Source organism: Aureimonas sp. SA4125, assembly GCF_019973775.1.
Taxonomy (GTDB): Bacteria; Pseudomonadota; Alphaproteobacteria; order Rhizobiales; family Rhizobiaceae; genus Plantimonas.
Genome location: NZ_AP025032.1, coordinates 2,501,548 through 2,525,364, shown reverse-complemented (window position 1 = coordinate 2,525,364; position 23,817 = coordinate 2,501,548). Strand labels below are relative to the sequence as shown.

Sequence of the window (23,817 nt, the reverse complement as noted above, 5' to 3'; positions counted from 1 at the left end):
CCGGTTCGTCCGTTCGGAATTTCTGGTCGCCGGCCTCGTCCGGCGCAATCGGGGCTATCACGCCCCATGAGGAGAGCCCCATGAACCAAGAGGTTATGAACCTTTTCAATCCTCAGGTGCAGGCGCAGACTTTCGACTCGATCCGCATCTCGCTGGCCAGTCCCGAGAAGATCCTGTCCTGGTCCTTCGGCGAGATCAAAAAGCCGGAAACCATCAACTACCGGACCTTCAAGCCGGAGCGCGACGGCCTGTTCTGCGCCCGGATCTTCGGGCCCATCAAGGACTACGAGTGCCTGTGCGGCAAGTACAAGCGCATGAAGTACAAGGGCATCATCTGCGAGAAGTGCGGCGTCGAGGTCACCCTCTCGCGCGTGCGGCGCGAGCGCATGGGCCATATCGAGCTGGCCGCCCCGGTCGCGCACATCTGGTTCCTGAAGTCGCTGCCGAGCCGCATCGGCACGCTGCTCGACATGACGCTGAAGGACATCGAGCGGGTCCTCTATTTCGAGAACTACATCGTCACCGAGCCGGGCCTGACCGCTCTGAAGGAGCACCAGCTCCTGTCGGAAGAGGACTACATGCTCGCCGTCGACGAATACGGCGAGGATAGCTTCACCGCGCTCATCGGCGCCGAGGCGATCCAGGAACTTCTGGCGACGATGGATCTCGAGACGATCGCGGGCGACCTGCGCACCGATCTCGCCGAGACCACCTCGGAGCTGAAGACCAAGAAGCTGATGAAGCGGCTGAAGATCGTCGAGAACTTCATCGAGTCCGGCAACAAGCCGGAGTGGATGATCATGCGCATCGTGCCGGTGATCCCGCCGGATCTCCGCCCGCTCGTCCCTCTGGACGGCGGCCGCTTTGCCACGTCCGATCTGAACGACCTCTACCGCCGCGTCATCAACCGCAACAACCGCCTGAAGCGGCTGATCGAGCTGCGCGCGCCCGGCATCATCATCCGCAACGAAAAGCGGATGCTGCAGGAAGCCGTCGACGCTTTGTTCGACAACGGCCGCCGCGGCCGCGTCATCACCGGCGCCAACAAGCGTCCGCTGAAATCGCTGTCGGACATGCTGAAGGGCAAGCAGGGCCGTTTCCGCCAGAACCTTCTCGGCAAGCGCGTCGACTATTCCGGCCGTTCGGTCATCGTGACGGGACCCGAGCTGAAGCTGCACCAGTGCGGCCTGCCGAAGAAGATGGCGCTCGAGCTGTTCAAGCCGTTCATCTATGCGCGCCTCGACGCCAAGGGCTTCTCCTCGACGGTGAAGCAGGCCAAGAAGCTCGTCGAGAAGGAGCGTCCGGAAGTCTGGGATATCCTCGACGAGGTCATCCGCGAGCATCCGGTGCTCTTGAACCGCGCCCCGACGCTGCATCGCCTCGGCATCCAGGCTTTCGAGCCGGTGCTGATCGAGGGCAAGGCGATCCAGCTGCATCCGCTCGTCTGCACGGCGTTCAACGCCGACTTCGACGGCGACCAGATGGCGGTGCACGTGCCCCTGTCGATCGAGGCGCAGCTCGAAGCCCGCGTCCTGATGATGTCGACGAACAACATCCTGCATCCCGCGAACGGTCAGCCGATCATCGTGCCGTCGCAGGACATGGTGCTGGGGCTCTACTACCTGTCGATCATGAACGAGAACGAGCCGGGGCAGGGCATGGCCTTCTCCGACATCGGCGAACTCGAGCAGGCCGTGTTCACCAAGGCGGTGACGCTGCACTCGAAGATCCGCGGCCGCTTCAAGACCGTCGACGCCGAGGGCAAGCCGGTCTCGAAGATCTACGAGACGACGCCGGGCCGCATGCTCATCGGCCAGCTGCTGCCGAAGAACCACATGGTTCCCTACGACATCTGCAACGAGCTGATGACGAAGAAGAACATCTCGCGGATGATCGATCAGGTCTACCCTCACTGCGGCCAGAAGGACACGGTCATCTTCTGCGACAAGATCATGCAGCTCGGCTTCAAGCACGCCTGCATGGCCGGCATCTCGTTCGGCAAAGACGACATGCTCATCCCGGAAACCAAGCCGCGGATGATCGCCGAGACGCAGACGCTCGCGAAGGAATTCGAGCAGCAGTACAATGACGGCCTGATCACCCAGGGCGAAAAGTACAACAAGGTGGTCGACGCCTGGGCCAAGTGCACGGACAAGATCGCCGAAGAGATGATGATCCGCATCAAGGCGATCGAGTTCAACGAGGACGGCCGTCAGAAGCCGATGAACTCGATCTACATGATGTCGCACTCCGGTGCGCGTGGCTCGCCGACGCAGATGCGCCAGCTCGCCGCGATGCGCGGCCTGATGACCAAGCCTTCGGGCGAGATCATCGAAACGCCGATCATCTCGAACTTCAAGGAGGGCCTGACGGTTCTCGAATACTTCAACTCGACCCACGGCGCCCGTAAGGGTCTCGCGGACACCGCGTTGAAGACGGCGAACTCGGGCTATCTGACGCGTCGCCTCGTCGACGTGGCGCAGGACTGCATCATCACGCAGACCGATTGCGGCACCGAGAAGGGCCTGACGATGCAGCCGATCGTCGATGCCGGCCAGGTCGTGGCCTCGATCGGCCAGCGGATCCTTGGCCGTACGGCGCTCGAGGACATCGTGCATCCGCTCACCGGCGAGGTCATCGTCAAGGGTGGCGTCACCATCGAGGAGCCGGATGTCGAGATCATCGAGAAGGCGTCGATCCAGTCGGTGAAGATCCGGTCGGCGCTCACCTGCGAGATCCGGACCGGCATCTGCGCCATCTGCTACGGGCGCGATCTCGCCCGCGGCACGCCCGTCAACATGGGCGAGGCCGTCGGCGTCATCGCGGCGCAGTCGATCGGCGAGCCGGGCACGCAGCTCACCATGCGCACGTTCCACATGGGCGGCACGGCGCAGGTGGTCGACAGTTCCTTCCTCGAGGCGTCCTACGAGGGCACGGTGCAGATCCGCAACCGCAACGTCGTCCGCAACTCGGACGGCCGACTGGTGGCGATGGGCCGCAACATGGCGATCCTGATCCTTGACCCGGCGGGCAAGGAGAGGGCGTCGCACCGCGTCACCTACGGCAGCCGCGTCTTCGTCGACGATGGCGACCAGGTCCGTCGCGGCCAGCGCATCGCCGAGTGGGACCCCTACACCCGTCCGGTTCTCACCGAAATCGACGGCATCGTCGAGTTCGAGGATCTGGTCGAGGGCGTCTCCGTCTCCGAGCAGGCGGACGAGGCGACAGGCATCACCAAGCGGGCGGTCATCGACTGGCGGGCAAGCCCGCGCGGTCAGGATCTGAAGCCGGCGATGATCATCCGCAATGCCGACGGCGAAGTGCAGAAGCTCGCCCGCGGCACGGACGCCCGCTACTTCCTTTCGGTCGACGCCATTTTGTCGGTCGAGCCGGGCTCCAAGGTGCGTGCTGGTGACGTTCTGTCGCGTATTCCGATGGAAAGCGCCAAGACCAAGGACATCACGGGCGGTCTGCCGCGCGTTGCCGAACTGTTCGAGGCCCGCAAGCCGAAGGACAATGCGGTCATCGCCGAGATCGACGGCACGGTGAAGTTCGGCCGCGACTACAAGAACAAGCGCCGGATCATCATCGAGCCGCATGAGGACGGCGTCGAGCCTGTCGAGTATCTGATCCCGAAGGGCAAGCCGTTCCATCTCCAGGAAGGCGACGTCATCGAGAAGGGCGACTACATCCTCGACGGCAACCCGGCACCGCACGACATCCTGGCGATCCGCGGCGTGGAAGCTCTGGCGAGCTACCTCGTCAACGAGATCCAGGAGGTATACCGGCTGCAGGGCGTGCTTATCAACGACAAGCACATCGAGGTCATCGTCCGGCAGATGCTGCAGAAGGTCGAGATCGTGGAGTCGGGTGATTCCGGCTACATTCCGGGCGACCATGTCGACCGGATCGAGCTCGCCGAGCTGAACGAGCGGCTGGAGGAGGAGGGCAAGCGCCCGGCTTCCGGCAACCCGGTCCTCCTCGGCATCACCAAGGCCTCGCTGCAGACGCCGTCCTTCATTTCGGCGGCATCCTTCCAGGAAACCACCCGCGTCCTCACCGAGGCGGCCGTTGCCGGAAAGACCGACACGCTGCAGGGCCTGAAGGAAAACGTCATCGTCGGCCGCCTCATCCCGGCCGGTACCGGCGGCATGATGACCCAGGTCCGCCGCATCGCGACGGCCCGCGACGACCTCATCATCGAGGATCGCCGCGCAACGTCGAACGCCGCAGGTGCGGACCGCATGCTGACGGACATGACGAACGCCGCCGAATAGGGCGATCGCTCCGGCGGCGACGTCGCCCGAGTGCGCAGTGTAAGAAGAAGGCCGTCCCCGGGGGCGGCCTTCTTTGTTTATGAGGGCGCCCAGCTGCCGTTGTGCCGGGGACAGCCGCCAATAAGACGGGCAGGGGGGTCGGCAACGATCCGGATCTGCTTGGCGGTGACGAAGAGTCACTAAAGCGTCGATCTTCACGCATTCTTTACGCTTCGATCCCGGCGCATGGCCTCCGAAGCAAAAGCATTGCCGGACAACCCTTGACGGGCAGGGGTGGAATCGTTAAACACCGGCCAACAGAGCCGATGTGAAGCCGAATCTTCCCCAGGACGCCGCGTCCGGGAAAAGCGCTTCAAACAAGGCCCCGTTCAACGAGACGACAAATCGCTGGCCGCATGACCGACATTGTCGGTCCTCTGCATTTTTCCAGGCAGTCCGCAACACATGCGGATCGATGCCTGGATACGTGCATGATGGGTTCCACCCATGATGCCGGCCTTGCCGTTCGTGGCGAACCGGAATTTGAAAGAAGAGGTAAGGTTGGAATGCCGACCATCAACCAGTTGATCCGCAACCCGCGCGTTCGCCCTGCCGAGCGCAACACGGTTCCGGCCCTTGAAGCCAACCCGCAGAAGCGCGGTGTCTGCACCCGCGTCTACACGACGACGCCGAAGAAGCCGAACTCGGCTCTGCGTAAGGTCGCCAAGGTTCGCCTCGTGAACGGTTTCGAAGTCATCGGGTACATTCCCGGCGAGGGCCATAACCTTCAGGAGCACTCCGTGGTCATGATCCGCGGCGGTCGCGTGAAGGATCTTCCCGGCGTTCGCTACCACATCATCCGCGGCGTCCTCGATACCCAGGGTGTCAAGGACCGCAAGCAGCGGCGTTCGAAGTACGGCGCCAAGCGTCCGAAGTAAGGCGCCCGACGGTTCCTGAAGCCAGAACCGACTGCCAGAGATTGAGAGACCTATAGATGTCCCGTCGTCACAGTGCCGAGAAGCGCGAAATCAACCCGGACCCGAAGTTCGGCGATCTCGTTGTCACCAAGTTCATGAATGCCGTCATGTACGACGGCAAGAAGTCGATCGCCGAGCGGATCGTCTATGGCGCGTTTGACGTGGTCAAGGACAAGAGCCGCCAGGAGGCTCTGACGATCTTCCATCAGGCGCTCGAGAACATTGCGCCGCACGTCGAAGTCCGTTCGCGGCGCGTCGGCGGTGCAACCTACCAGGTCCCGGTCGACGTTCGTCCCGAGCGCCGTCAGGCGCTGGCGATCCGCTGGCTGATCACCGCTGCCCGCAACCGGAACGAGACGACCATGGTCGATCGTCTGTCCGGCGAGCTGATGGATGCAGCGAACAATCGTGGTACCGCCGTCAAGAAGCGCGAAGACACGCACCGCATGGCGGAAGCGAACCGCGCCTTCTCGCACTACCGCTGGTAACCCCCGAAGTTTATTGAAAGGCGAAGCCATATGGCGCGCGAATATAAGATCGAGGACTACCGCAACTTCGGGATCATGGCGCATATCGACGCCGGCAAGACCACGACGACCGAGCGGATTCTCTACTACACCGGCAAGTCGCACAAGATCGGCGAAGTGCATGACGGCGCTGCGACCATGGACTGGATGGAGCAGGAGCAGGAGCGTGGCATCACGATCACCTCCGCTGCGACGACCACCTACTGGGCCGGTCGTGACGGCACCATGCGCCGCTTCAACATCATCGACACGCCCGGCCACGTCGACTTCACCATTGAAGTCGAGCGCAGCTTGCGCGTTCTCGACGGCGCGATCGCGCTGCTCGACGCCAATGCCGGCGTAGAGCCGCAGACCGAGACCGTCTGGCGCCAGGCCGACAAGTATCACGTGCCCCGGATGATGTTCGTCAACAAGATGGACAAGACCGGTGCCGACTTCTACCGGTGCGTCGAAATGGTCAAGACGCGCCTCGGCGCCCGTCCGATCGTCGTCCAGCTGCCGATCGGCGCCGAGACCGAGTTCAAGGGCGTCGTCGACCTGATCGAGATGAACGCTCTCATCTGGCGCGACGAGTCGCTCGGCGCGAAGTGGGACGTCGTCGAGATCCCGGCCGACATGGTCGAAAAGGCGAAGGAGTATCGCGAGCTTCTGATCGAGACCGCCGTCGAAGTCGACGAGGCGGCGATGGAAGCCTATCTCGAAGGCGTCATGCCGGACAACACGAAGCTTCGTGCCTTGATCCGAAAGGGTACCTGCGACGTTTGGTTCACGCCGATCTTCTGCGGTTCGGCCTTCAAGAACAAGGGCGTCCAGCCGCTGCTCGACGGCGTCGTCGAGTACCTGCCGTCGCCGATCGACGTTCCGGCGATCAAGGGCATCGACCCGAAGAACGATGCCGAGATCGAGCGTCGCGCCTCTGACGACGAGCCGCTGTCGATGCTGGCGTTCAAGATCATGAACGACCCCTTCGTCGGTTCACTCACTTTCTGCCGGATCTATTCGGGCAAGGTTTCCAAGGGAACCGCGCTGCAGAACACGGTCAAGGACAAGAAAGAGCGTCTCGGCCGCATGCTGCAGATGCATTCCAACTCGCGCGAAGACATCGAAGAGGCGTTCGCGGGCGATATCGTCGCTCTCGCCGGTCTCAAGGATGTCACCACGGGCGATACGCTCTGCGATCCGCTGAAGCCGGTCATTCTCGAGCGCATGGAATTCCCCGAGCCGGTCATCGAGATCGCGATCGAGCCGAAGACCAAGGGCGATCAGGAGAAGATGGGCCTGGCGCTCAACCGCCTGGCTGCCGAGGATCCTTCCTTCCGCGTCAAGACCGACGAGGAGTCGGGCCAGACGATCATCGCCGGCATGGGCGAGTTGCATCTCGACATCCTCGTCGACCGCATGCGCCGCGAATACAAGGTCGAGGCGAACATCGGTGCGCCGCAGGTTGCCTACCGCGAGACGATCACGCGTGGCGCCGACGTCGATTACACGCATAAGAAGCAGACCGGTGGTACGGGCCAGTTCGCCCGCATCAAGATCCACATCGAGCCGGGCGAGCCGGGCACGGGTTACGTGTTCGAATCCAAGGTCGTCGGTGGTTCGGTTCCGAAGGAATACGTGCCGGGCGTCCAGAAGGGTATCGCTTCGGTGATGACCTCCGGTCCGCTCGCGGGCTTCCCGATGGTCGACATCAAGGCCGAGCTCCTCGACGGCGCCTACCATGACGTCGACTCCTCGGTCCTGGCCTTCGAGATCGCATCGCGCGCCGGCTTCCGTGAAGCCATCGCCAAGGCGGCTCCGAAGCTGCTCGAGCCGGTGATGAAGGTCGAGGTCGTCACCCCCGAGGATTACGTCGGTGACGTGATCGGCGATCTGAACTCGCGTCGCGGTCAGATCCAGGGCACCGAGACACGCGGTATCGCCACGGTGGTAAATGCCATGGTGCCGCTCGCCAACATGTTCGGCTACGTCAACACGCTGCGGTCGATGTCGCAGGGTCGGGCCCAGTACACGATGTCCTTCGACCACTACGAGCAGGTTCCGAACCAGGTCGCCGAAGAGATTCAGAAGAAGTTCGCCTGACGCGTTGATCGCGAGGCGATAACCGAACAGGACCGTTCGCGGTCCGAACCAGATAACGGAGTGGCAACATGGCCAAGAGCAAATTCGAGCGCAACAAGCCGCATGTGAACATCGGCACGATCGGTCACGTCGACCACGGCAAGACGAGCCTGACGGCGGCGATCACGAAGTACTTCGGCGAGTACAAGCGCTACGACCAGATCGACGCGGCGCCGGAAGAGAAGGCACGCGGCATCACGATCTCGACGGCGCACGTCGAGTACGAGACGCCGGCCCGTCACTATGCCCACGTCGATTGCCCGGGCCATGCCGACTACGTCAAGAACATGATCACCGGTGCCGCCCAGATGGACGGCGCGATCCTGGTCTGTTCGGCTGCCGACGGCCCGATGCCGCAGACCCGCGAGCACATCCTGCTCGCCCGCCAGGTCGGCGTGCCGGCGATCGTGGTGTTCCTGAACAAGGTCGACCAGGTCGACGACGAGGAGCTGCTCGAGCTCGTCGAACTCGAAGTTCGCGAACTGCTGTCGATGTACGAATATCCCGGCGACGACATCCCGATCGTCAAGGGTTCGGCGCTGGCCGCGCTCGAAGACTCCAACAAGACCATCGGCGAAGACGCCGTTCGCGCCCTGATGGCCGCCGTCGACGAGTACATCCCGACGCCTGAGCGTCCGATCAACATGCCCTTCCTGATGCCGATCGAGGACGTGTTCTCGATCTCGGGCCGCGGCACGGTCGTCACCGGCCGCGTCGAGCGTGGCATCGTCAAGGTCGGCGAGGAAGTCGAGATCGTCGGCATCCGCGACACCAAGAAGACGACGGTGACCGGCGTCGAGATGTTCCGCAAGCTGCTCGACCAGGGCCAGGCCGGCGACAACATCGGCGCGCTCGTTCGCGGCGTCGACCGCGAGGGCGTCGAGCGCGGCCAGGTGCTGTGCAAGCCCGGCACGGTGAAGCCGCACACGCGCTTCATGGCCGAGGCCTACATCCTGACGAAGGAGGAGGGTGGCCGTCACACGCCGTTCTTCACCAACTACCGCCCGCAGTTCTACTTCCGCACGACGGACGTGACCGGCGTCGTGACGCTGCCCGAGGGCACCGAGATGGTCATGCCCGGCGACAACGTCACCATGGACGTCAAGCTGATCGTGCCGATCGCGATGGAAGACAAGCTGCGCTTCGCCATCCGCGAAGGCGGCCGCACCGTCGGCGCCGGCATCGTGTCGTCGATCCTCGAGTAGGCTCGATCGAGTTTGGGCTTGCCCGCTCCCATGACGGGAGCGGGCGGTCCTGCCCGGAAACGGGCGGTTGGTTCGCTGGTTTGCAGCGTTCCGTTTGAATTGGCTGAAGACTGACAAGCGCTCGGACAGTTGCCGGCGAACCGGCAGTTCGCCGACGAGAGGATAATTCCAATGAACGGCCAGAATATCCGCATCCGCCTGAAGGCGTTCGATCACCGCGTGCTGGATGCATCGACCCGCGAGATCGTCTCGACGGCGAAGCGCACAGGCGCGAACGTGCGCGGGCCGATCCCGCTGCCGACGCGTATCGAGAAGTTTACCGTGAACCGTTCGCCGCACATCGACAAGAAGTCGCGCGAGCAGTTCGAAATGCGCACCCACAAGCGTCTGCTCGACATCGTCGACCCCACGCCTCAGACCGTGGATGCTCTCATGAAGCTCGACCTCGCCGCTGGCGTCGACGTCGAGATCAAGCTCTGATCAGAGCACGGGAAGGATAACGCGCATGCGTTCAGGTGTGATTGCACAGAAGGTCGGCATGACCCGCGTCTATAACGACGCCGGCGAACATGTTCCGGTCACCGTTCTCAAGATCGAGAACTGCCAGGTCGTGGCTCAGCGGACCGAGGACAAGCACGGCTACACCGCCGTGCAGCTCGGCGCCGGGCTCGCCAAGGTCAACAGGACGTCCAAGGCCATGCGCGGCGTTTTCGCGCAGGTCTCGGTCGAGCCGAAGAAGCGGCTCGTCGAGTTTCGCGTGTCGGAAGACAACATGATCGAGTTGGGTGCCGAACTCACCGCCGAGCATTTCGTCCCCGGCCAGAAGGTCGATGTGACGGGAACGTCGGTCGGCAAGGGCTTCCAGGGTTCGATGAAGCGCCACAACTTCGGTGGTGGTCGCGCGACCCACGGCAACTCGGTTTCCCACCGTGCGCACGGTTCGACCGGACAGCGTCAGGACCCGGGCAAGGTGTTCAAGGGCAAGAAGATGGCCGGCCACATGGGCTCGACCCGCGTGACGACCCAAAACCTCGAAGTCGTCCGCACGGACGCCGACAAGGGCCTGATCCTCATCCGCGGCGCCGTGCCGGGATCGAAGGGCGGCTGGATCCTGATCCGCGACGCCGTGAAAATGGCGCTTCCGGAAGCCGCACCGAAGCCGGCTGGCCTTCGCGCGTCTGCAAACGGCGGCAACGAGACCGCGGCAGCCTCCGAGGGAGCGGAATAATGGACATTACGATCAAGTCTCTCGACGGCAAGGATGCCGGTACCGTCACGCTCGCCGAAGAGATCTTCGGCCTGATGCCGCGCGAGGACATTCTGCAGCGCATGGTTCGCTGGCAGCTGGCCAAGCGCCAGCAGGGCACGCACTCGACCCTCGGCCGCGCCGAGATCGCGCGCACCGGCGCCAAGCTCTACAAGCAGAAGGGCACCGGACGTGCCCGTCACGGCTCGGCGCGTGCGCCGCAGTTCCGCGGCGGTGGTCAGGCCCATGGCCCGAAGTCGCGCAGCCACGCCCATGACCTGCCGAAGAAGGTTCGCCAGCTCGCGCTGCGCCACGCTCTTTCGGCCAAGGCCCGCACGGGTTCGATCGTCGTCATCGACGATCTGACGGCGACGGATGCCAAGACTAAGAACATGGTCTCGACGTTCGAAGGTCTCGGCCTTGCCAACGCGCTGTTCATCGGCGGCCCGGTCCTCGACGTGAACTTCTCGCGTTCGGCCCGCAACATCCCGAACATCGACGTGCTGCCGGTCCAGGGCATCAACGTCTACGACATTCTCCGCCGGCATACCCTGGTTCTGTCCAAGGCTGCGGTTGAAGCTCTGGAGGAGCGGTTCAAATGAGCGACCTTCGCCATTACGACGTCATCACCAGCCCGGTGATCACGGAAAAGTCGACCATGGTGTCCGAGTTCAACCAGGTCGTCTTCAACGTTCCGAAGACCGCGACGAAGCCGCAGATCAAGGCGGCCGTCGAGTATCTCTTCGGCGTCAAGGTCACCGGTGTGAACACGCTGATCCGCAAGGGTAAGACGAAGCGCTTCCGGGGCCGCATCGGTCATCAGAGCGACCAGAAGAAGGCCATCGTGACGCTGGCCGAGGGCCAGTCGATCGACGTGTCGACGGGCCTCTGAAGGCGAGCTTGGGATTTAAGTCATGGCATTGAAAAATTACAATCCGGTGACGCCGAGCACACGCCAGCTCGTCCTCGTCGACCGTTCCTCCCTCTGGAAGGGCAAGCCGGTCAAGATTCTGACCGAAGGCCTGTCGCAGAAGGGTGGACGCAACAATACCGGCCGCATCACCGCGCGCTATCAGGGCGGCGGGCACAAGCGCTCTTACCGCATCATCGACTTCAAGCGCCGCAAGTTCGACATGGTCGGCACGGTCGAACGGCTCGAATACGATCCGAACCGCACCGCGTTCATCGCGCTGATCAAGTACGAGGACGGACATCTTGCCTACATCCTCGCGCCACAGCGCATTTCCGCCGGCGACAAGGTCGTCTCGGGTCTGTCGGGTATCGACATCAAGCCGGGCAATGCGATGCCGCTTTCGGCCATGCCGGTCGGCACGATCGTCCACAATGTCGAGATGAAGCCGGAGAAGGGTGGTCAGATCGCCCGCTCCGCCGGCACCTACGCACAGTTGGTCGGCCGTGATGCCGGCATGGCGATCCTGCGTCTCAACTCGGGCGAACAGCGCCTGGTGTCGGGCATGTGCTTTGCCACGGTCGGCGCGGTGTCGAATGCCGATCACGGCAACATCAATCTCGGCAAGGCCGGACGTAACGTCTGGCTCGGCAAGCGTCCGCATGTTCGCGGTGTCGCGATGAACCCGGTCGATCACCCGCACGGTGGTGGTGAAGGCCGTACCTCGGGCGGCCGTCATCCGGTGTCGCCATGGGGTCAGCCGACCAAGGGCAAGCGGACCCGCCAGAACAAGGCGACCGACCAGTTCATCATGCGCTCGCGCCATCAGCGCAAGAAGTAAGAGGGTTTCTTCATGGCACGTTCCGTCTGGAAGGGTCCGTTCGTCGATGGCTACCTTCTCAAGAAAGCCGACAAGGTCCGTGAAGGCGGCCGCAACGAGGTGATCAAGATCTGGAGCCGTCGCTCCACGATCCTGCCGCAGTTCGTCGGTCTCACCTTCGGCGTCTACAACGGCAGCAAGCACATCCCGGTCAACGTCAACGAGGACATGATCGGCCATAAGTTCGGCGAGTTTTCCCCGACCCGGACCTATTACGGGCACGGCGCCGACAAGAAGTCGAAGAGGAAGTAACGATGGGCAAGCCAAAGCTGGAACGCCAGCTGAAGGATACCGAGGCGCGCGCCGTCGCGCGGACGATCCGTGTCAGCCCGCAGAAGCTCAATCTCGTCGCTGCGATGATCCGCGGCAAGAAGGTTTCGGCCGCTTTGGCCGACCTGACCTTCTCGCGCAAGCGGATCTCGGAGACGGTGCTGAAGACGCTGCAGAGCGCGATCGCCAACGCCGAGAACAACCACGATCTCGACGTCGACGCACTCGTCGTCTCCGAGGCCTATGTCGGCAAGTCGATCACCATGAAGCGTTTCCACGCTCGTGGCCGCGGTCGCGCCAGCCGGGTGGAGAAGCCGTTTTCGCATCTGACTATCGTCGTTCGCGAAGTCGCTGAAGTCGAGGAGGCCGCCTGATGGGTCAGAAAATCAATCCGACCGGTTTCCGGCTCGGGATCAATCAGACCTGGGATTCGCGCTGGTATGCGAACACCGGCGAGTACGGCATTCTCCTCCACGAGGACCTTGCGATCCGCAAGTTCCTGATGGAAGAGCTGAAGCAGGCGGCGGTCTCCAAGATCGTCATCGAGCGTCCGCACAAGAAGTGCCGCATCACGATCCACTCGGCGCGTCCGGGCATCGTCATCGGCAAGAAGGGTGCGGACATCGAGAAGCTGCGCAAGCAGCTGGCTTCGATGACCAAGGCCGAGACGCACATCAACATCGTCGAGGTGCGCAAGCCTGAGACCGACGCGACGCTCGTCGCGCAGTCGATCGCCCAGCAGCTCGAGCGCCGCGTCGCCTTCCGTCGCGCCATGAAGCGCGCCGTCCAGTCGGCGATGCGCCTGGGTGCCGAAGGCATCCGTATCAACTGCGGCGGCCGCCTTGGCGGCGCCGAGATCGCGCGCATGGAATGGTACCGCGAGGGACGCGTTCCGCTGCACACGCTCCGGGCCGACATCGACTACGGCACGGCCGAAGCGCACACCGCATACGGCGTCTGTGGCGTCAAGGTCTGGATCTTCAAGGGCGAGATCCTCGAACATGATCCGATGGCGTCCGAGCGCCGCGCGATCGAGGGCGATCAGTCCGGTGGCGGTAACCGCCGTCGCGAACACGCCTGATCATCAGGGTTTCGGAGTAGAATAGATGCTGCAACCAAAGCGCACGAAGTACCGAAAGACGTTCAAGGGGCGCATCCATGGCGCTGCCAAGAGCGGCACGAACCTCGACTACGGCACCTACGGCCTGAAGGCCGTGGAGCCGGAGCGGGTGACCGCGCGTCAGATCGAGGCGGCCCGCCGGGCCATCACGCGTCAGATGAAGCGCCAGGGCCGTGTCTGGATCCGGATCTTTCCGGATGTCCCGGTCACTGCCAAGCCGACCGAAGTGCGCATGGGCAAGGGCAAGGGTTCCGTCGAATATTGGGCGGCGCGTGTTCATCCCGGCCGTATCATGTTCGAGATCGACGGTGTATCCGAGGAGCTCGCCCGCGAGGCGATGCGACTCGGCGCTGCGAAGCTGCCGATCAGAACGCGCTTCGTCCAGCGCATTGCCGAATAAGGAGAGGTGACATGAAAGCCTCCGAGTTGAAGACAAAGACATCCGACGAGCTGACTGACGCTCTGGGCAAGCTGAAGAAAGAGCAGTTCAACCTGCGCTTCCAGGGCGCCACCGGGCAGATCGAGAACACCTCGCGTGTTCGTCAGGTGCGTCGCGATATCGCGCGGATCAAAACCATCGCCCGCCAGCAGGCGGCCGAGACAAAGTCCTGAGGTAGATCACTATGCCCAAACGCGTTTTGCAGGGGACAGTGGTCTCCGACAAGAATGAGAAGACCGTCGTCGTCCTCGTCGAGCGTCGCTTCACGCACCCTTTGTTCAAGAAGACGGTGCGGCGCTCGAAGAAGTACAAGGCGCATGACGAGAACAACCTTTGCAAGGTCGGTGATCAGGTCTCCATCGAGGAGACCCGGCCGATCTCGAAGGACAAGACCTGGATCGTCCTTCGGGACGAGGTCCCGGCCTGACATTTCCCGATGAACGCGGTATGCCGCGTTTTCGGACAACGGGCGTCGCACTCTCGTGTGGCGCTCCTGTTTTTGAATTGAGCGTTTCTTTCTCCGGTCGGACCGGTGGACGCGCTCATAGCGTTTGAAGGCGGCCTGACATGATTCAGATGCAAACAAACCTCGACGTGGCCGACAATTCCGGCGCTCGTCGTGTCATGTGCATCAAAGTGCTCGGCGGCTCGAAGCGGAAGTATGCCTCGGTCGGCGACATCATCGTCGTCTCGATCAAGGAGGCGATCCCGCGCGGCCGCGTGAAGAAGGGCGACGTGATGAAAGCCGTGGTGGTCCGCACCGCGAAAGACATCCGTCGTGCCGACGGTTCGGTGATCCGGTTCGACCGGAATGCCGCCGTTCTCATCGACAACAAGAAAGAGCCGGTCGGCACGCGTATCTTCGGACCGGTCCCCCGCGAGCTTCGTGGTCGCAACCACATGAAGATCATCTCGCTGGCGCCTGAAGTGCTGTAAGGAACCGGATCGATGCAGAAGATCAAGAAGGGCGACAAAGTCGTCGTGCTGGCGGGCAAGGACAAGGGCCGTGCCGGCGAAGTGCTGAAAGTGATGCCGAAGGACGATCGCGCCGTGGTGCGCGGGATCAACATGGTCAAGCGCCATACCCGCCAGTCCGCGACGCAAGAAGCCGGCATCATTTCCAAGGAAGCCTCCATCCACCTGTCGAACCTCTCGGTCGCCGATCCCAAGGACGGCAAGCCGACCCGCGTCGGCTTCAAGGTGGTCGGCGAGGGCGAGTCGGCGCGCAAGGTTCGCGTCGCAAAGCGTTCGGGAGAACAGATCGATGTCTGATACCCAGTACATTCCGCGCCTGAAGGCGGTCTACCGGGCCGACATCCGCAAGGCCCTGCAGGAGGAGTTCTCCTACGCCAACGAGATGATGGTCCCGCGTCTGGACAAGATCGTCATCAATATGGGCGTCGGCGAGGCCACGGCCGACTCGAAGAAGCCGACGGTCGCTGCCGAGGACCTCGGCCGCATCGCCGGCCAGAAGCCGGTGATCACGAAGGCCCGCACCTCCATCGCTGGCTTCAAGGTCCGCGAAAACATGCCGATCGGCGCGAAGGTCACGCTGCGCAAGGACAAGATGTACGAGTTCCTGGATCGCCTGATCCAGATCGCTCTGCCCCGCGTCCGCGATTTCCGCGGCCTGAACCCGAAGAGCTTCGATGGCAATGGCAATTTTGCCATGGGCATCAAGGAACACATCGTGTTCCCCGAGATCAACTACGACAAGGTTGATCAGATGTGGGGCATGGACATCATCGTGTGTACGACGGCGAAGACCGACGACGAAGCCCGGGCGCTGCTGAAGGCGTTCAACTTCCCGTTCCGCCAGTAACGGCGCGCGAGCAAAGGACGAAGATATGGCTAAGAAAAGCTCGATCGAGAAGAACAAGCACCGCCAGGAACTGGTGGCGAAGTTCGCCGCCAAGCGCGCGGCTCTCAAGGTCGTCACCAAGGACCAGAGCGCCAGCATGGAAGACCGCTTCCGGGCCCAGCTGGCGCTTGCCGAGCTGCCGCGCAATGGCTCCAAGGTCCGCATTCGCAACCGTTGCGAAGTGACCGGGCGCCCGCGCGCTTATTATCGCAAGCTGAAGATGTCGCGTATCGCGCTCCGGGACCTTGGCAACAATGGCCAGATTCCCGGCATCGTGAAGTCGAGCTGGTAAGGAGTAGACCCCATGTCTTTGTCAGATCCCCTCGGCGATATGCTGACCCGCATCCGCAATGCTGTCATGCGGAACAAGACCTCGGTGATGACCCCGGCTTCCAAGCTGCGCGGCCGCGTTCTCGACGTGCTCAAGGACGAGGGCTACATCCGTGGCTACACGGAAACAGCCTTCGAGAACGGCAAGTCGGAATTCGAGATCGAGCTGAAGTATTACGAAGGCGGCCCGGTCATCCGGGAAATCGCCCGCGTGTCGAAGCCTGGCCGCCGCGTCTACGTGTCGGCGAAGACGATTCCGCACATCGCCAACGGGCTTGGTATCTCGGTCCTGTCGACGCCCAAGGGCGTGATGGCCGACCACAGTGCCCGTGAACAGAATGTCGGCGGCGAGATCCTGTGCCGCGTCGTCTGACGCAGCACAGCTTTCAACGCGCAGAAACGAACAGGTTTCAACATGTCTCGTATTGGTAAGAAGCCCATTTCCATCCCCAAGGGCGTGACCGCGACGGTCGACGGCCAGACGGTGAAGGCCACGGGCACGAAGGGCGAACTGAAGTTCGTCGTCAACGACGAGGTCCTGGTCAAGATGGAAGACGGCGCGATCGCCGTCGATCCGCGTGACCAGACCAAGACGGCCCGGTCCAAGTGGGGCATGTCGCGCACGATGATCGCCAACATCCTGTCGGGTGTCGAGAAGGGCTTCGAGAAGAAGCTCGAGATCAACGGCGTCGGCTACCGCGCCTCGCTGCAGGGCAAGAACCTGCAGCTGGCTCTTGGTTTTAGCCACGAGGTGCTCTATCCGGTGCCTGAGGGCATCCAGATCACCGTTCCGAAGCCGACCGAGATCGTCATCTCCGGCATCGACAAGCAGCGTGTCGGTCAGGTTGCCGCTGAGATCCGCGACTATCGCGGGCCCGAGCCTTACAAGGGCAAGGGCGTGAAGTACGCGGGCGAAACGATCGTCCGCAAGGAAGGCAAGAAGAAGTAGGGCTCGACCAATGGCTACCCAGAAAGAAAATCTGCGGCGCCGCGCTTCGCGCGTCCGTCGTTCGCTGAAGAAGGTCGCCAACGGACGCCCGCGTCTCTCGGTTCACCGCTCTTCCAAGAACATCTACGCCCAGGTCATCGACGATGTCGAAGGCCGGACGCTTGCCGCCGCATCGACGCTCGACGCGGACCTGCGCAAGGAACTGAAGACCGGCGCCGATACCGGTGCCGCTGCTGCCGTCGGCAAGCTCGTTGCCGCGCGTGCCAAGGAAGCTGGCGTCACCGACGTCGTCTTCGACCGGGGCGCCTTCATCTATCACGGCCGTATCAAGGCTCTTGCCGAGTCGGCCCGCGAAGGCGGCCTGAACTTCTAAGCCCGGCACTGCTCGTCAAAGAGCAGGCTGACAATGCTGGACGCCTCCGGAAAAGAATAAGGATAGGATCATGGCGCCAAGAGACGATCGCAACAACCGCACCGAGCGTGACGACGGTTTCGTCGACAAGCTGGTTCACATCAATCGCGTCGCCAAGGTGGTGAAGGGTGGTCGCCGTTTCGGCTTCGCTGCTCTCGTCGTCGTCGGCGACCTCAAGGGTCGTGTCGGCTTCGGCCACGGCAAGGCGCGTGAAGTGCCTGAGGCCATCCGCAAGGCGACGGAAGCCGCCAAGCGCGACCTGATCTTCGTGCCGCTGCGCGATGCGCGTACGCTCCATCACGACGTCGCTGGCCGCCATGGCGCCGGCAAGGTCTACATCCGCTCGGCCGAGGCTGGTACCGGCATCATCGCCGGCGGTCCGATGCGCGCGGTCTTCGAGGCCGTCGGCGTTCATGACGTCGTCGCCAAGTCCCTCGGTTCGTCCAATCCCTACAACATGGTGCGCGCGACCTTCGACGCGCTCAAGGGATCGATGCATCCGAAGGATGTCGCCTCCCGTCGTGGCATCAAGTATTCCGCGCTCCAGGCTCGCCGTCGCGACCTCGTAGCCGTTGAAGACTGATAGGCCGAAGATTGATTTGGCGGGGCAGGGCGCTCGGAGCGTCCGCCTGCCTGACGAAGGAGCCAAGCGATGGCCGATACGAAAACCCAGGGCAAGACTGTCACAGTCGAACAGATCGGTAGCCCGACCCGCCGTCCGATCGAGCAGCGCCAGACGCTGATCGGTCTCGGCCTCAACAAGATGCACCGTACCCGGACCCTCGAGGACACGTCCTCGGTTCGCGGCATGATTGCCAAGGTCAGCCATCTCGTCCGCGTTGTGGACGAGGCCTGATCCCGAGGAGCTTATCCGATGAAACTCAATGAGATTTCCGATGTGGCCGGCGCCACCCATTCGCGCAAGCGCGTGGGTCGCGGTATCGGTTCGGGAACCGGCAAGACCGGTGGCCGCGGCGTCAAGGGACAGAAGTCCCGTTCGGGCGTTGCGATCAACGGCTTCGAGGGCGGCCAGATGCCGCTGTATCGCCGCCTGCCGAAGCGCGGCTTCGTGAACATCTTCGCCAAGGACTACACCGTGGTGTCCCTGGCGCGCATCCAGATCGCGATCGACGCCGGCAAGCTCGATGCGAGCAAGCCGATCGACGTCGACGCGCTGAAGCTGGCCGGCATCGTTCGCAAGACCCGCGACGGCGTTCGCCTGCTCGGCGACGGCGAAGTGACCGGCAAGCTGGCGATCACGGTCGCCGGTGCGTCGAAGTCGGCGATCGAGAAGATCGAAAAGGCTGGCGGTTCCGTCACGCTTCCCGCGGTTGCCGCGGAAGCCTGATCACCGGCCGGGCGAGGGCTGAAGCCTTCGCTTGATTGCGTCGGCACAGCCGCCTATCTCTCGTGCTCCCTCGGGGGGAGGGGGCTGTTCGTCCGACTCCCCCTTGAGGCAATCCGGAGATAACACGCGATGGCATCGGCTGCGGAACAACTTGCCGCGAATCTGAATTTCTCTGCCTTCTCGAAGGCCGGAGACCTCAAGAAGAGAATCTGGTTCACCCTCGGGGCCCTTCTGGTCTACCGCCTGGGAACCTACATCCCGATGCCCGGCATCAACCCGGAAGCGCTGGCTCAAGCCTTCCAGCAGCAGTCCTCCGGCATTCTCGGCCTGTTCAACATGTTTGCCGGCGGCGCCGTCGGGCGCATGGCGATCTTCGCCCTCGGCATCATGCCCTACATCTCCGCTTCCATCATCATCCAGCTGATGACCTCGGTCATTCCGACGCTGGAGGCGCTGAAGAAGGAGGGCGAGCAGGGCCGCAAAGTCATCAACCAGTATACGCGCTACGGTACCGTGCTCCTGGCTCTGGTGCAGGCCTACGGCATCGCCGCCGGCCTCGAATCGTCGTCCAACATCGTCAGCGATCCCGGCACGTTCTTTCGCATCTCCACCGTCCTGACGCTCACCGGCGGCACGATGTTCCTGATGTGGCTGGGCGAGCAGATTACCTCGCGCGGCATCGGCAACGGCATCTCGCTGATCATCTTCGCCGGCATCGTCGCGAATCTTCCGAGCGCCATCGCCAACCTGCTGGAGCTTGGCCGCACCGGAGCGCTGTCGGCGGCGATCATCCTCATCGTGATCTTCGTGGCGATCGCCTGCATCGCGGGAATCGTGTTCTTCGAGCGCGCCCAGCGCCGGCTGCTGATCCAGTACCCGAAGCGTCAGGTCGGCAACCGGATGTTCCAGGGCGACACCTCGCACCTGCCGCTGAAGCTGAACACCGCCGGCGTCATCCCGCCGATCTTCGCCTCGTCGCTTCTGCTCCTGCCGGTGACGGTCGCCAATTTCGCCGATACGGCGAGCCTGCCGGGCTGGGCGGGGACGGTCATCGCGTCGCTCGGACATGGGCGTCCGCTCTACATGCTGCTCTACGCGGCGATGATCGCCTTCTTCGCCTTCTTCTACACGGCGGTGGTCTTCAATCCGAAGGACACGGCAGACAACCTGAAGAAGCACGGTGGCTTCATCCCCGGTATTCGTCCGGGCGATCGTACGGCGGAGTATATCGACTTTGTGCTGACCCGGATTACGGTGATCGGCGCTATCTATCTGGTCGTCATTTGTCTACTGCCCGAATTCCTCATATCGGCCGCCGGCGTTCCGTTCTATCTCGGTGGCACCTCGCTGTTGATCGTGGTCAGCGTGACGATGGATACCGTCGCCCAGGTGCAGGGACACCTGCTGGCACATCAATACGAAGGGCTCGTCAAAAAGGCGAAGCTCCGTGGGGGGAAACGGGGAGCAAGATGAGGCTGATACTTCTAGGGCCACCGGGTGCGGGCAAGGGGACGCAGGCCCACCGTCTCATCGTGAAATACGGCATCGTGCAGCTCTCGACCGGCGACATGCTGCGGGCCGCGGTCGCGGCGAAGACCGAGATCGGTCTCAAGGCGAAGTCGGTGATGGATGCCGGCTCGCTCGTCTCGGACGAGATCGTCAATGCCATCATCGCCGAGCGGATCGACCAGGCGGACTGCGCCAACGGGTTCATTCTCGATGGCTATCCCCGGACGCTTCAACAGGCCGATTCGACTGAGGCCATGTTGAAGGCGAAGGGGATGAAGCTCGATCACGTGATCGAGATGCGCGTCGACGACGAGGTCCTCGTCCATCGCGTCTCCGGGCGCTACACCTGCGCTGAATGCGGCGCTGTCTATCATGATACCGATCGCAAGCCGCGTGCTGAGGGTGTGTGCGACGACTGCGGGCATTCGAACTTCAAGCGTCGCCCCGATGACAATGCCGATGTGATGCGCACCCGCTTGCGCGCCTACTACAAGGAGACCTCTCCTCTGGTGGGCTATTACCACTGCAAGGGGATTCTCAGCTTCATCGACGGCATGAAGGCCATCGACGAGGTGACGGCGGATCTCTCGGCGATCATCGAGAGTACCGGGAAGGCTGCTGCCGTCTGACCGCGACGACATCGGATCCCGGGGCCTCGAGCCCCGGCTGACAAGCAATGAGAAGCGCCGGCTTGGTTGACTCCCGCCGGACTTCCAGACTATATCCGGCGCCATATCGCGATTTTCCTGCGGTCGGCCCGGGTTCCTTTCGAGGAGCACGAGCCGGGCGCTGTTCGCTTATCGGCTCCGTTCCTTGCTTCACAAGGGCTTCGAGCCCCATTTTCAAGGAGTACGGACTTGGCCCGTATCGCAGGCGTTAATATCCCGACCAACAAGCGCGTCGTCATTGCGCTTCAGTACATTCACGGCATCGGTCCGACCGTCGCGAAGGAAATCGTCGAGAAGGTCAATCTCGGCCCCGAGCGCCGCGTCAACGACCTGACCGATTCTGAAGTCCTCCAGATCCGCGAGATGATCGACCGCGACTATCAGGTCGAGGGCGACCTGCGTCGCGAGACATCCATGAACATCAAGCGTCTGATGGACCTCGGCTGCTATCGTGGCCTGCGTCATCGTCGCGGCCTTCCGGTCCGTGGCCAGCGCACGCACACCAATGCCCGCACGCGCAAGGGTCCTGCCAAGGCGATCGCCGGCAAGAAGAAGTAATTGCCGAGGCGCCCGCTGAGCGGGCGCTTGGGTGGTGGAGCCGCTGGAACTACGGCGGTGTCGATATCTCAAGGAAGAATGAACCATGGCTAAAGAGCAGCGCATCCGCCGTCGCGAGCGCAAGAACATCTCGTCGGGCGTCGCGCACGTGCAGTCGACCTTCAACAACACCCTGATCACCATCACCGACGCGCAGGGCAACACGATCGCCTGGTCGTCGGCTGGCGCCCAGGGCTTCAAGGGCTCGCGCAAGTCGACCCCGTTCGCCGCCCAGATCGCTGCCGAAGATGCTGCCAAGAAGGCGCAGGAACACGGCATGCGGACGCTGGAAGTCGAGGTCTCGGGTCCCGGTTCCGGCCGCGAATCGGCGCTGCGCGCCCTGCAGGCTTCCGGCTTCACGATCACCTCGATCCGTGACGTGACGCCTATTCCGCACAACGGTGTTCGCCCGCGCAAGCGTCGGCGCGTCTAGTCCGGACGAGTTTGACTGCGATGCCGCCCCTGTCCAAGGGGCGGCGTTCGCATGATCGGCCCCTTGGGGAAGGTGATCCCTTCCTCGCTCAGACCTATCGCCACGATTGGATGGTGGCGAGGTTACTGAAAGGCAAATGCCATGATTTCCAGCAATTGGCAAAATCTCACCAAGCCCAACAGCGTGGTCTTCAAGAGCGGCGGAAGCCGCACGAAGGCCTCCCTGACGGCCGAGCCGCTGGAGCGCGGCTTCGGCCTGACGCTCGGCAACGCGCTGCGGCGCGTGCTCCTGTCGTCGCTCCAGGGTGCGGCCGTCACCGCGATCCAGATCGACGGCGTGCTGCACGAGTTCTCCTCGATCCCGGGCGTCCGCGAGGACGTCACCGACATCGTCCTGAACGTCAAGGAAATCGCCATCGGCATGCAGGGCGAAGGCCCGAAGCGGATGGTGCTGCGCAAGTCTGGTCCGGGCATCGTGCGCGCCGGCGACATCCAGACCGTGGGCGACATCGAGATCCTGAACCCCGAGCACGAGCTCTGCACCCTCGACGAGGGCGCCGAGATCCGTATCGAGTTCACCGTCGACACGGGCAAGGGCTACGTTCCGGCTGACCAGAACCGGGCGGAAGACGCGCCGATCGGGCTGATCCCGGTCGACAGCCTGTTCTCGCCCGTGAAGAAGGTGTCCTACAAGGTCGAGAACACCCGCGAGGGGCAGGACCTGAACAAGGACAAGCTCACCATGCAGATCGAGACCGATGGCTCGATCTCTGGCGAGGATTCGGTCGCCTATGCCGCGCGCATCCTGCAGGACCAGCTCTCTATCTTCGTGAACTTCGAGGAGCCGCAGCGCGAGACCCGCAGTGCGGAGGAGCATATCGCGGAGCTGGCGTTCAACCCGGCTCTCCTCAAGAAGGTCGACGAACTCGAACTGTCCGTCCGTTCGGCGAACTGCCTGAAGAACGACAACATCGTCTACATCGGCGACCTCATCCAGAAGACCGAGGCGGAAATGCTCCGGACGCCGAACTTCGGTCGCAAGTCGCTGAACGAGATCAAGGAGGTCCTCGCTGCCATGGGCCTTCATCTCGGCATGGAAGTCAGCGCCTGGCCGCCGGAGAATATCGACGATCTGGCCAAGCGCTACGAAGACCAGTACTAAGCCATTCTTCCGCCGCCTCCGGGCGGCGGGATTGTGTCCCGCCTGGGAGGCGGGTTCTGCGAACTGCCCAATCATTCAAAGGCACATGCACATCGCCGAAGGCGTGGATGCGAGGATGCCGTCCCCCGGTTCAACGAGCCGGCCATTTCTTAAAGGAACAAGTCCATGCGTCACGGAAGCCGCGGCCGTAAACTCAATCGTACCGCCGAACATCGCAAGGCGATGTTCGCCAACATGGTGGCATCGCTGATCCTGCACGAGCAGATCGTCACCACCCTGCCGAAGGCGAAGGATCTTCGCCCGATCATGGAAAAGATGATCACGCTCGGCAAGCGCGGAGACCTGCACGCTCGTCGCCAGGCGATCTCCAAGGTCCGCGACGAGACCTGCATCCAGAAGCTCTTCGACACCCTCGCGCCGCGCTATGCCGATCGCCAGGGCGGTTACTGCCGCGTTCTCAAGGCCGGCTTCCGCCGCGGTGACAACGCCCCGATGGCAGTCATCGAGTTCGTCGACCGCAACCCCGAAGCCCGCGGCCAGATCGATCGCGACCGGGTCGAAGCCGAAGCGGCTGCCGACGCCGCGTAAGCGGAACGTC

General features: G+C 63.0%; 32 protein-coding genes. All 32 read left to right on the top strand.

What is annotated here, in order from left to right:
- Positions 1–80 precede the first annotated feature (80 nt).
- The 32 genes from rpoC to rplQ all read left to right on the top strand — a co-directional run bounded on the left by rpoC (position 81) and on the right by rplQ (position 23,807).
- Positions 81–4,277 carry a DNA-directed RNA polymerase subunit beta' gene (gene rpoC, locus Sa4125_RS11725; protein WP_223998255.1) on the top strand — a complete coding sequence of 1,399 codons (4,197 nt, stop codon included), beginning with the start codon at positions 81–83 and terminating at the stop codon, positions 4,275–4,277.
- Positions 4,278–4,822: 545 nt separating this feature from the next.
- Positions 4,823–5,194, top strand: a complete 372-nt coding sequence (gene rpsL, locus Sa4125_RS11720; protein WP_188854972.1) for a 30S ribosomal protein S12 — start codon at positions 4,823–4,825, stop codon at positions 5,192–5,194.
- Between the two features lie 56 nt (positions 5,195–5,250).
- On the top strand, positions 5,251–5,721 hold the full coding sequence (gene rpsG / locus Sa4125_RS11715; protein WP_188854877.1) for a 30S ribosomal protein S7: 471 nt from the start codon (positions 5,251–5,253) through the stop codon (positions 5,719–5,721).
- A 30-nt stretch (positions 5,722–5,751) separates the two neighbouring features.
- Entirely contained in the window at positions 5,752–7,842 is a 2,091-nt protein-coding gene (gene fusA / locus Sa4125_RS11710; protein ID WP_223998254.1) for an elongation factor G, read from the top strand.
- A gap of 68 nt (positions 7,843–7,910) precedes the next feature.
- Positions 7,911–9,086, top strand: coding sequence for an elongation factor Tu (gene tuf / locus Sa4125_RS11705; protein ID WP_223998253.1), 1,176 nt, complete (start codon positions 7,911–7,913; stop codon positions 9,084–9,086).
- A gap of 171 nt (positions 9,087–9,257) precedes the next feature.
- Positions 9,258–9,566, top strand: a complete 309-nt coding sequence (gene rpsJ, locus Sa4125_RS11700; protein WP_007066362.1) for a 30S ribosomal protein S10 — start codon at positions 9,258–9,260, stop codon at positions 9,564–9,566.
- A 25-nt stretch (positions 9,567–9,591) separates the two neighbouring features.
- The gene (gene rplC / locus Sa4125_RS11695) at positions 9,592–10,314 is read left to right on the top strand and encodes a 50S ribosomal protein L3 (RefSeq protein WP_223998252.1); all 723 of its coding nucleotides are present in this window, start codon (positions 9,592–9,594) and stop codon (positions 10,312–10,314) included.
- Entirely contained in the window at positions 10,314–10,934 is a 621-nt protein-coding gene (gene rplD / locus Sa4125_RS11690; RefSeq protein WP_223998251.1) for a 50S ribosomal protein L4, read from the top strand. The genes rplC and rplD overlap by 1 nt, the downstream gene beginning before the upstream one ends.
- Positions 10,931–11,224, top strand: coding sequence for a 50S ribosomal protein L23 (locus Sa4125_RS11685; protein ID WP_223998250.1), 294 nt, complete (start codon positions 10,931–10,933; stop codon positions 11,222–11,224). Before rplD ends, Sa4125_RS11685 begins: the two co-directional genes overlap by 4 nt.
- Positions 11,225–11,246: 22 nt before the next feature.
- Positions 11,247–12,083, top strand: coding sequence for a 50S ribosomal protein L2 (gene rplB, locus Sa4125_RS11680; protein WP_223998249.1), 837 nt, complete (start codon positions 11,247–11,249; stop codon positions 12,081–12,083).
- A gap of 12 nt (positions 12,084–12,095) precedes the next feature.
- Entirely contained in the window at positions 12,096–12,374 is a 279-nt protein-coding gene (gene rpsS, locus Sa4125_RS11675) for a 30S ribosomal protein S19 (RefSeq protein ID WP_188854883.1), read from the top strand.
- A gap of 2 nt (positions 12,375–12,376) precedes the next feature.
- Positions 12,377–12,766 carry a 50S ribosomal protein L22 gene (gene rplV, locus Sa4125_RS11670; RefSeq protein ID WP_223998248.1) on the top strand — a complete coding sequence of 130 codons (390 nt, stop codon included), beginning with the start codon at positions 12,377–12,379 and terminating at the stop codon, positions 12,764–12,766.
- Positions 12,766–13,473: a 30S ribosomal protein S3 gene (gene rpsC, locus Sa4125_RS11665; protein ID WP_223998247.1), complete on the top strand. Its 708-nt coding sequence runs from the start codon at positions 12,766–12,768 to the stop codon at positions 13,471–13,473. The genes rplV and rpsC overlap by 1 nt, the downstream gene beginning before the upstream one ends.
- Before the next feature lie 25 nt (positions 13,474–13,498).
- Positions 13,499–13,912, top strand: a complete 414-nt coding sequence (gene rplP / locus Sa4125_RS11660; protein ID WP_188854886.1) for a 50S ribosomal protein L16 — start codon at positions 13,499–13,501, stop codon at positions 13,910–13,912.
- Between the two features lie 11 nt (positions 13,913–13,923).
- Positions 13,924–14,124: a 50S ribosomal protein L29 gene (gene rpmC / locus Sa4125_RS11655; protein ID WP_188854887.1), complete on the top strand. Its 201-nt coding sequence runs from the start codon at positions 13,924–13,926 to the stop codon at positions 14,122–14,124.
- 11 nt (positions 14,125–14,135) lie between these two features.
- Positions 14,136–14,378, top strand: a complete 243-nt coding sequence (gene rpsQ, locus Sa4125_RS11650; RefSeq protein WP_223998246.1) for a 30S ribosomal protein S17 — start codon at positions 14,136–14,138, stop codon at positions 14,376–14,378.
- 140 nt (positions 14,379–14,518) lie between these two features.
- Positions 14,519–14,887, top strand: coding sequence for a 50S ribosomal protein L14 (gene rplN, locus Sa4125_RS11645; protein WP_056504767.1), 369 nt, complete (start codon positions 14,519–14,521; stop codon positions 14,885–14,887).
- A gap of 12 nt (positions 14,888–14,899) precedes the next feature.
- Positions 14,900–15,223, top strand: coding sequence for a 50S ribosomal protein L24 (rplX, locus tag Sa4125_RS11640; RefSeq protein ID WP_223998245.1), 324 nt, complete (start codon positions 14,900–14,902; stop codon positions 15,221–15,223).
- The gene (rplE, locus tag Sa4125_RS11635; RefSeq protein ID WP_223998244.1) at positions 15,216–15,773 is read left to right on the top strand and encodes a 50S ribosomal protein L5; all 558 of its coding nucleotides are present in this window, start codon (positions 15,216–15,218) and stop codon (positions 15,771–15,773) included. The genes rplX and rplE overlap by 8 nt, the downstream gene beginning before the upstream one ends.
- A 25-nt stretch (positions 15,774–15,798) precedes the next feature.
- Positions 15,799–16,104, top strand: a complete 306-nt coding sequence (rpsN, locus tag Sa4125_RS11630) for a 30S ribosomal protein S14 (RefSeq protein WP_223998243.1) — start codon at positions 15,799–15,801, stop codon at positions 16,102–16,104.
- Positions 16,105–16,116: 12 nt separating this feature from the next.
- A complete protein-coding gene (gene rpsH / locus Sa4125_RS11625) occupies positions 16,117–16,515 on the top strand; it encodes a 30S ribosomal protein S8 (protein ID WP_188854892.1) in 399 nt (132 codons plus the stop codon).
- A 42-nt stretch (positions 16,516–16,557) separates the two neighbouring features.
- Positions 16,558–17,091 (top strand): 50S ribosomal protein L6, encoded by a 534-nt coding sequence (gene rplF / locus Sa4125_RS11620; protein ID WP_223998242.1) that lies wholly within the window; start codon positions 16,558–16,560, stop codon positions 17,089–17,091.
- 10 nt (positions 17,092–17,101) lie between these two features.
- Entirely contained in the window at positions 17,102–17,464 is a 363-nt protein-coding gene (gene rplR / locus Sa4125_RS11615; protein WP_223998241.1) for a 50S ribosomal protein L18, read from the top strand.
- Positions 17,465–17,534: 70 nt separating this feature from the next.
- A complete protein-coding gene (rpsE, locus tag Sa4125_RS11610; protein ID WP_188854895.1) occupies positions 17,535–18,086 on the top strand; it encodes a 30S ribosomal protein S5 in 552 nt (183 codons plus the stop codon).
- 69 nt (positions 18,087–18,155) lie between these two features.
- Complete coding sequence (gene rpmD, locus Sa4125_RS11605; RefSeq protein WP_188854896.1) at positions 18,156–18,359, top strand: 50S ribosomal protein L30; 204 nt, start codon at positions 18,156–18,158, stop codon at positions 18,357–18,359.
- 18 nt (positions 18,360–18,377) lie between these two features.
- Complete coding sequence (rplO, locus tag Sa4125_RS11600; protein ID WP_223998240.1) at positions 18,378–18,851, top strand: 50S ribosomal protein L15; 474 nt, start codon at positions 18,378–18,380, stop codon at positions 18,849–18,851.
- Positions 18,852–18,980: 129 nt separating this feature from the next.
- A complete protein-coding gene (gene secY, locus Sa4125_RS11595; protein ID WP_223998239.1) occupies positions 18,981–20,324 on the top strand; it encodes a preprotein translocase subunit SecY in 1,344 nt (447 codons plus the stop codon).
- Positions 20,321–20,989 (top strand): adenylate kinase, encoded by a 669-nt coding sequence (locus Sa4125_RS11590; protein WP_223998238.1) that lies wholly within the window; start codon positions 20,321–20,323, stop codon positions 20,987–20,989. Before secY ends, Sa4125_RS11590 begins: the two co-directional genes overlap by 4 nt.
- A gap of 228 nt (positions 20,990–21,217) precedes the next feature.
- Positions 21,218–21,586: a 30S ribosomal protein S13 gene (gene rpsM, locus Sa4125_RS11585; RefSeq protein ID WP_223998237.1), complete on the top strand. Its 369-nt coding sequence runs from the start codon at positions 21,218–21,220 to the stop codon at positions 21,584–21,586.
- Positions 21,587–21,671: 85 nt separating this feature from the next.
- Positions 21,672–22,058: a 30S ribosomal protein S11 gene (rpsK, locus tag Sa4125_RS11580; RefSeq protein WP_223998236.1), complete on the top strand. Its 387-nt coding sequence runs from the start codon at positions 21,672–21,674 to the stop codon at positions 22,056–22,058.
- A 141-nt stretch (positions 22,059–22,199) separates the two neighbouring features.
- The gene (locus Sa4125_RS11575; RefSeq protein ID WP_223998235.1) at positions 22,200–23,219 is read left to right on the top strand and encodes a DNA-directed RNA polymerase subunit alpha; all 1,020 of its coding nucleotides are present in this window, start codon (positions 22,200–22,202) and stop codon (positions 23,217–23,219) included.
- A gap of 165 nt (positions 23,220–23,384) precedes the next feature.
- Positions 23,385–23,807: a 50S ribosomal protein L17 gene (gene rplQ / locus Sa4125_RS11570; RefSeq protein WP_223998234.1), complete on the top strand. Its 423-nt coding sequence runs from the start codon at positions 23,385–23,387 to the stop codon at positions 23,805–23,807.
- The last annotated feature ends 10 nt before the right edge of the window (positions 23,808–23,817 follow it).

Excerpts from the sequence above, each read along its gene's own strand:
- rpoC (WP_223998255.1), top strand. The coding sequence starts at position 81 with ATGAACCAAGAGGTTATGAACCTTTTCAATCCTCAGGTGCAGGCGCAG.
- tuf (WP_223998253.1), top strand. The coding sequence starts at position 7,911 with ATGGCCAAGAGCAAATTCGAGCGCAACAAGCCGCATGTGAACATCGGC.
- rpsS (WP_188854883.1), top strand. The coding sequence starts at position 12,096 with ATGGCACGTTCCGTCTGGAAGGGTCCGTTCGTCGATGGCTACCTTCTC.
- rplO (WP_223998240.1), top strand. The coding sequence starts at position 18,378 with ATGAAACTCAATGAGATTTCCGATGTGGCCGGCGCCACCCATTCGCGC.
- rpsL (WP_188854972.1), top strand. The coding sequence starts at position 4,823 with ATGCCGACCATCAACCAGTTGATCCGCAACCCGCGCGTTCGCCCTGCC.
- rplP (WP_188854886.1), top strand. The coding sequence starts at position 13,499 with ATGCTGCAACCAAAGCGCACGAAGTACCGAAAGACGTTCAAGGGGCGC.
- rplF (WP_223998242.1), top strand. The coding sequence starts at position 16,558 with ATGTCTCGTATTGGTAAGAAGCCCATTTCCATCCCCAAGGGCGTGACC.
- rpsN (WP_223998243.1), top strand. The coding sequence starts at position 15,799 with ATGGCTAAGAAAAGCTCGATCGAGAAGAACAAGCACCGCCAGGAACTG.
- rplC (WP_223998252.1), top strand. The coding sequence starts at position 9,592 with ATGCGTTCAGGTGTGATTGCACAGAAGGTCGGCATGACCCGCGTCTAT.
- rpmD (WP_188854896.1), top strand. The coding sequence starts at position 18,156 with ATGGCCGATACGAAAACCCAGGGCAAGACTGTCACAGTCGAACAGATC.
- fusA (WP_223998254.1), top strand. The coding sequence starts at position 5,752 with ATGGCGCGCGAATATAAGATCGAGGACTACCGCAACTTCGGGATCATG.
- rplD (WP_223998251.1), top strand. The coding sequence starts at position 10,314 with ATGGACATTACGATCAAGTCTCTCGACGGCAAGGATGCCGGTACCGTC.
- rpsK (WP_223998236.1), top strand. The coding sequence starts at position 21,672 with ATGGCTAAAGAGCAGCGCATCCGCCGTCGCGAGCGCAAGAACATCTCG.
- rplR (WP_223998241.1), top strand. The coding sequence starts at position 17,102 with ATGGCTACCCAGAAAGAAAATCTGCGGCGCCGCGCTTCGCGCGTCCGT.
- rplX (WP_223998245.1), top strand. The coding sequence starts at position 14,900 with ATGCAGAAGATCAAGAAGGGCGACAAAGTCGTCGTGCTGGCGGGCAAG.
- rplQ (WP_223998234.1), top strand. The coding sequence starts at position 23,385 with ATGCGTCACGGAAGCCGCGGCCGTAAACTCAATCGTACCGCCGAACAT.
- rpsG (WP_188854877.1), top strand. The coding sequence starts at position 5,251 with ATGTCCCGTCGTCACAGTGCCGAGAAGCGCGAAATCAACCCGGACCCG.
- rplE (WP_223998244.1), top strand. The coding sequence starts at position 15,216 with ATGTCTGATACCCAGTACATTCCGCGCCTGAAGGCGGTCTACCGGGCC.
- rpsQ (WP_223998246.1), top strand. The coding sequence starts at position 14,136 with ATGCCCAAACGCGTTTTGCAGGGGACAGTGGTCTCCGACAAGAATGAG.
- rpmC (WP_188854887.1), top strand. The coding sequence starts at position 13,924 with ATGAAAGCCTCCGAGTTGAAGACAAAGACATCCGACGAGCTGACTGAC.
- rpsH (WP_188854892.1), top strand. The coding sequence starts at position 16,117 with ATGTCTTTGTCAGATCCCCTCGGCGATATGCTGACCCGCATCCGCAAT.
- rpsE (WP_188854895.1), top strand. The coding sequence starts at position 17,535 with ATGGCGCCAAGAGACGATCGCAACAACCGCACCGAGCGTGACGACGGT.
- rplV (WP_223998248.1), top strand. The coding sequence starts at position 12,377 with ATGGGCAAGCCAAAGCTGGAACGCCAGCTGAAGGATACCGAGGCGCGC.
- rpsC (WP_223998247.1), top strand. The coding sequence starts at position 12,766 with ATGGGTCAGAAAATCAATCCGACCGGTTTCCGGCTCGGGATCAATCAG.
- rplB (WP_223998249.1), top strand. The coding sequence starts at position 11,247 with ATGGCATTGAAAAATTACAATCCGGTGACGCCGAGCACACGCCAGCTC.
- Sa4125_RS11590 (WP_223998238.1), top strand. The coding sequence starts at position 20,321 with ATGAGGCTGATACTTCTAGGGCCACCGGGTGCGGGCAAGGGGACGCAG.
- rpsJ (WP_007066362.1), top strand. The coding sequence starts at position 9,258 with ATGAACGGCCAGAATATCCGCATCCGCCTGAAGGCGTTCGATCACCGC.
- rplN (WP_056504767.1), top strand. The coding sequence starts at position 14,519 with ATGATTCAGATGCAAACAAACCTCGACGTGGCCGACAATTCCGGCGCT.
- secY (WP_223998239.1), top strand. The coding sequence starts at position 18,981 with ATGGCATCGGCTGCGGAACAACTTGCCGCGAATCTGAATTTCTCTGCC.
- Sa4125_RS11575 (WP_223998235.1), top strand. The coding sequence starts at position 22,200 with ATGATTTCCAGCAATTGGCAAAATCTCACCAAGCCCAACAGCGTGGTC.
- Sa4125_RS11685 (WP_223998250.1), top strand. The coding sequence starts at position 10,931 with ATGAGCGACCTTCGCCATTACGACGTCATCACCAGCCCGGTGATCACG.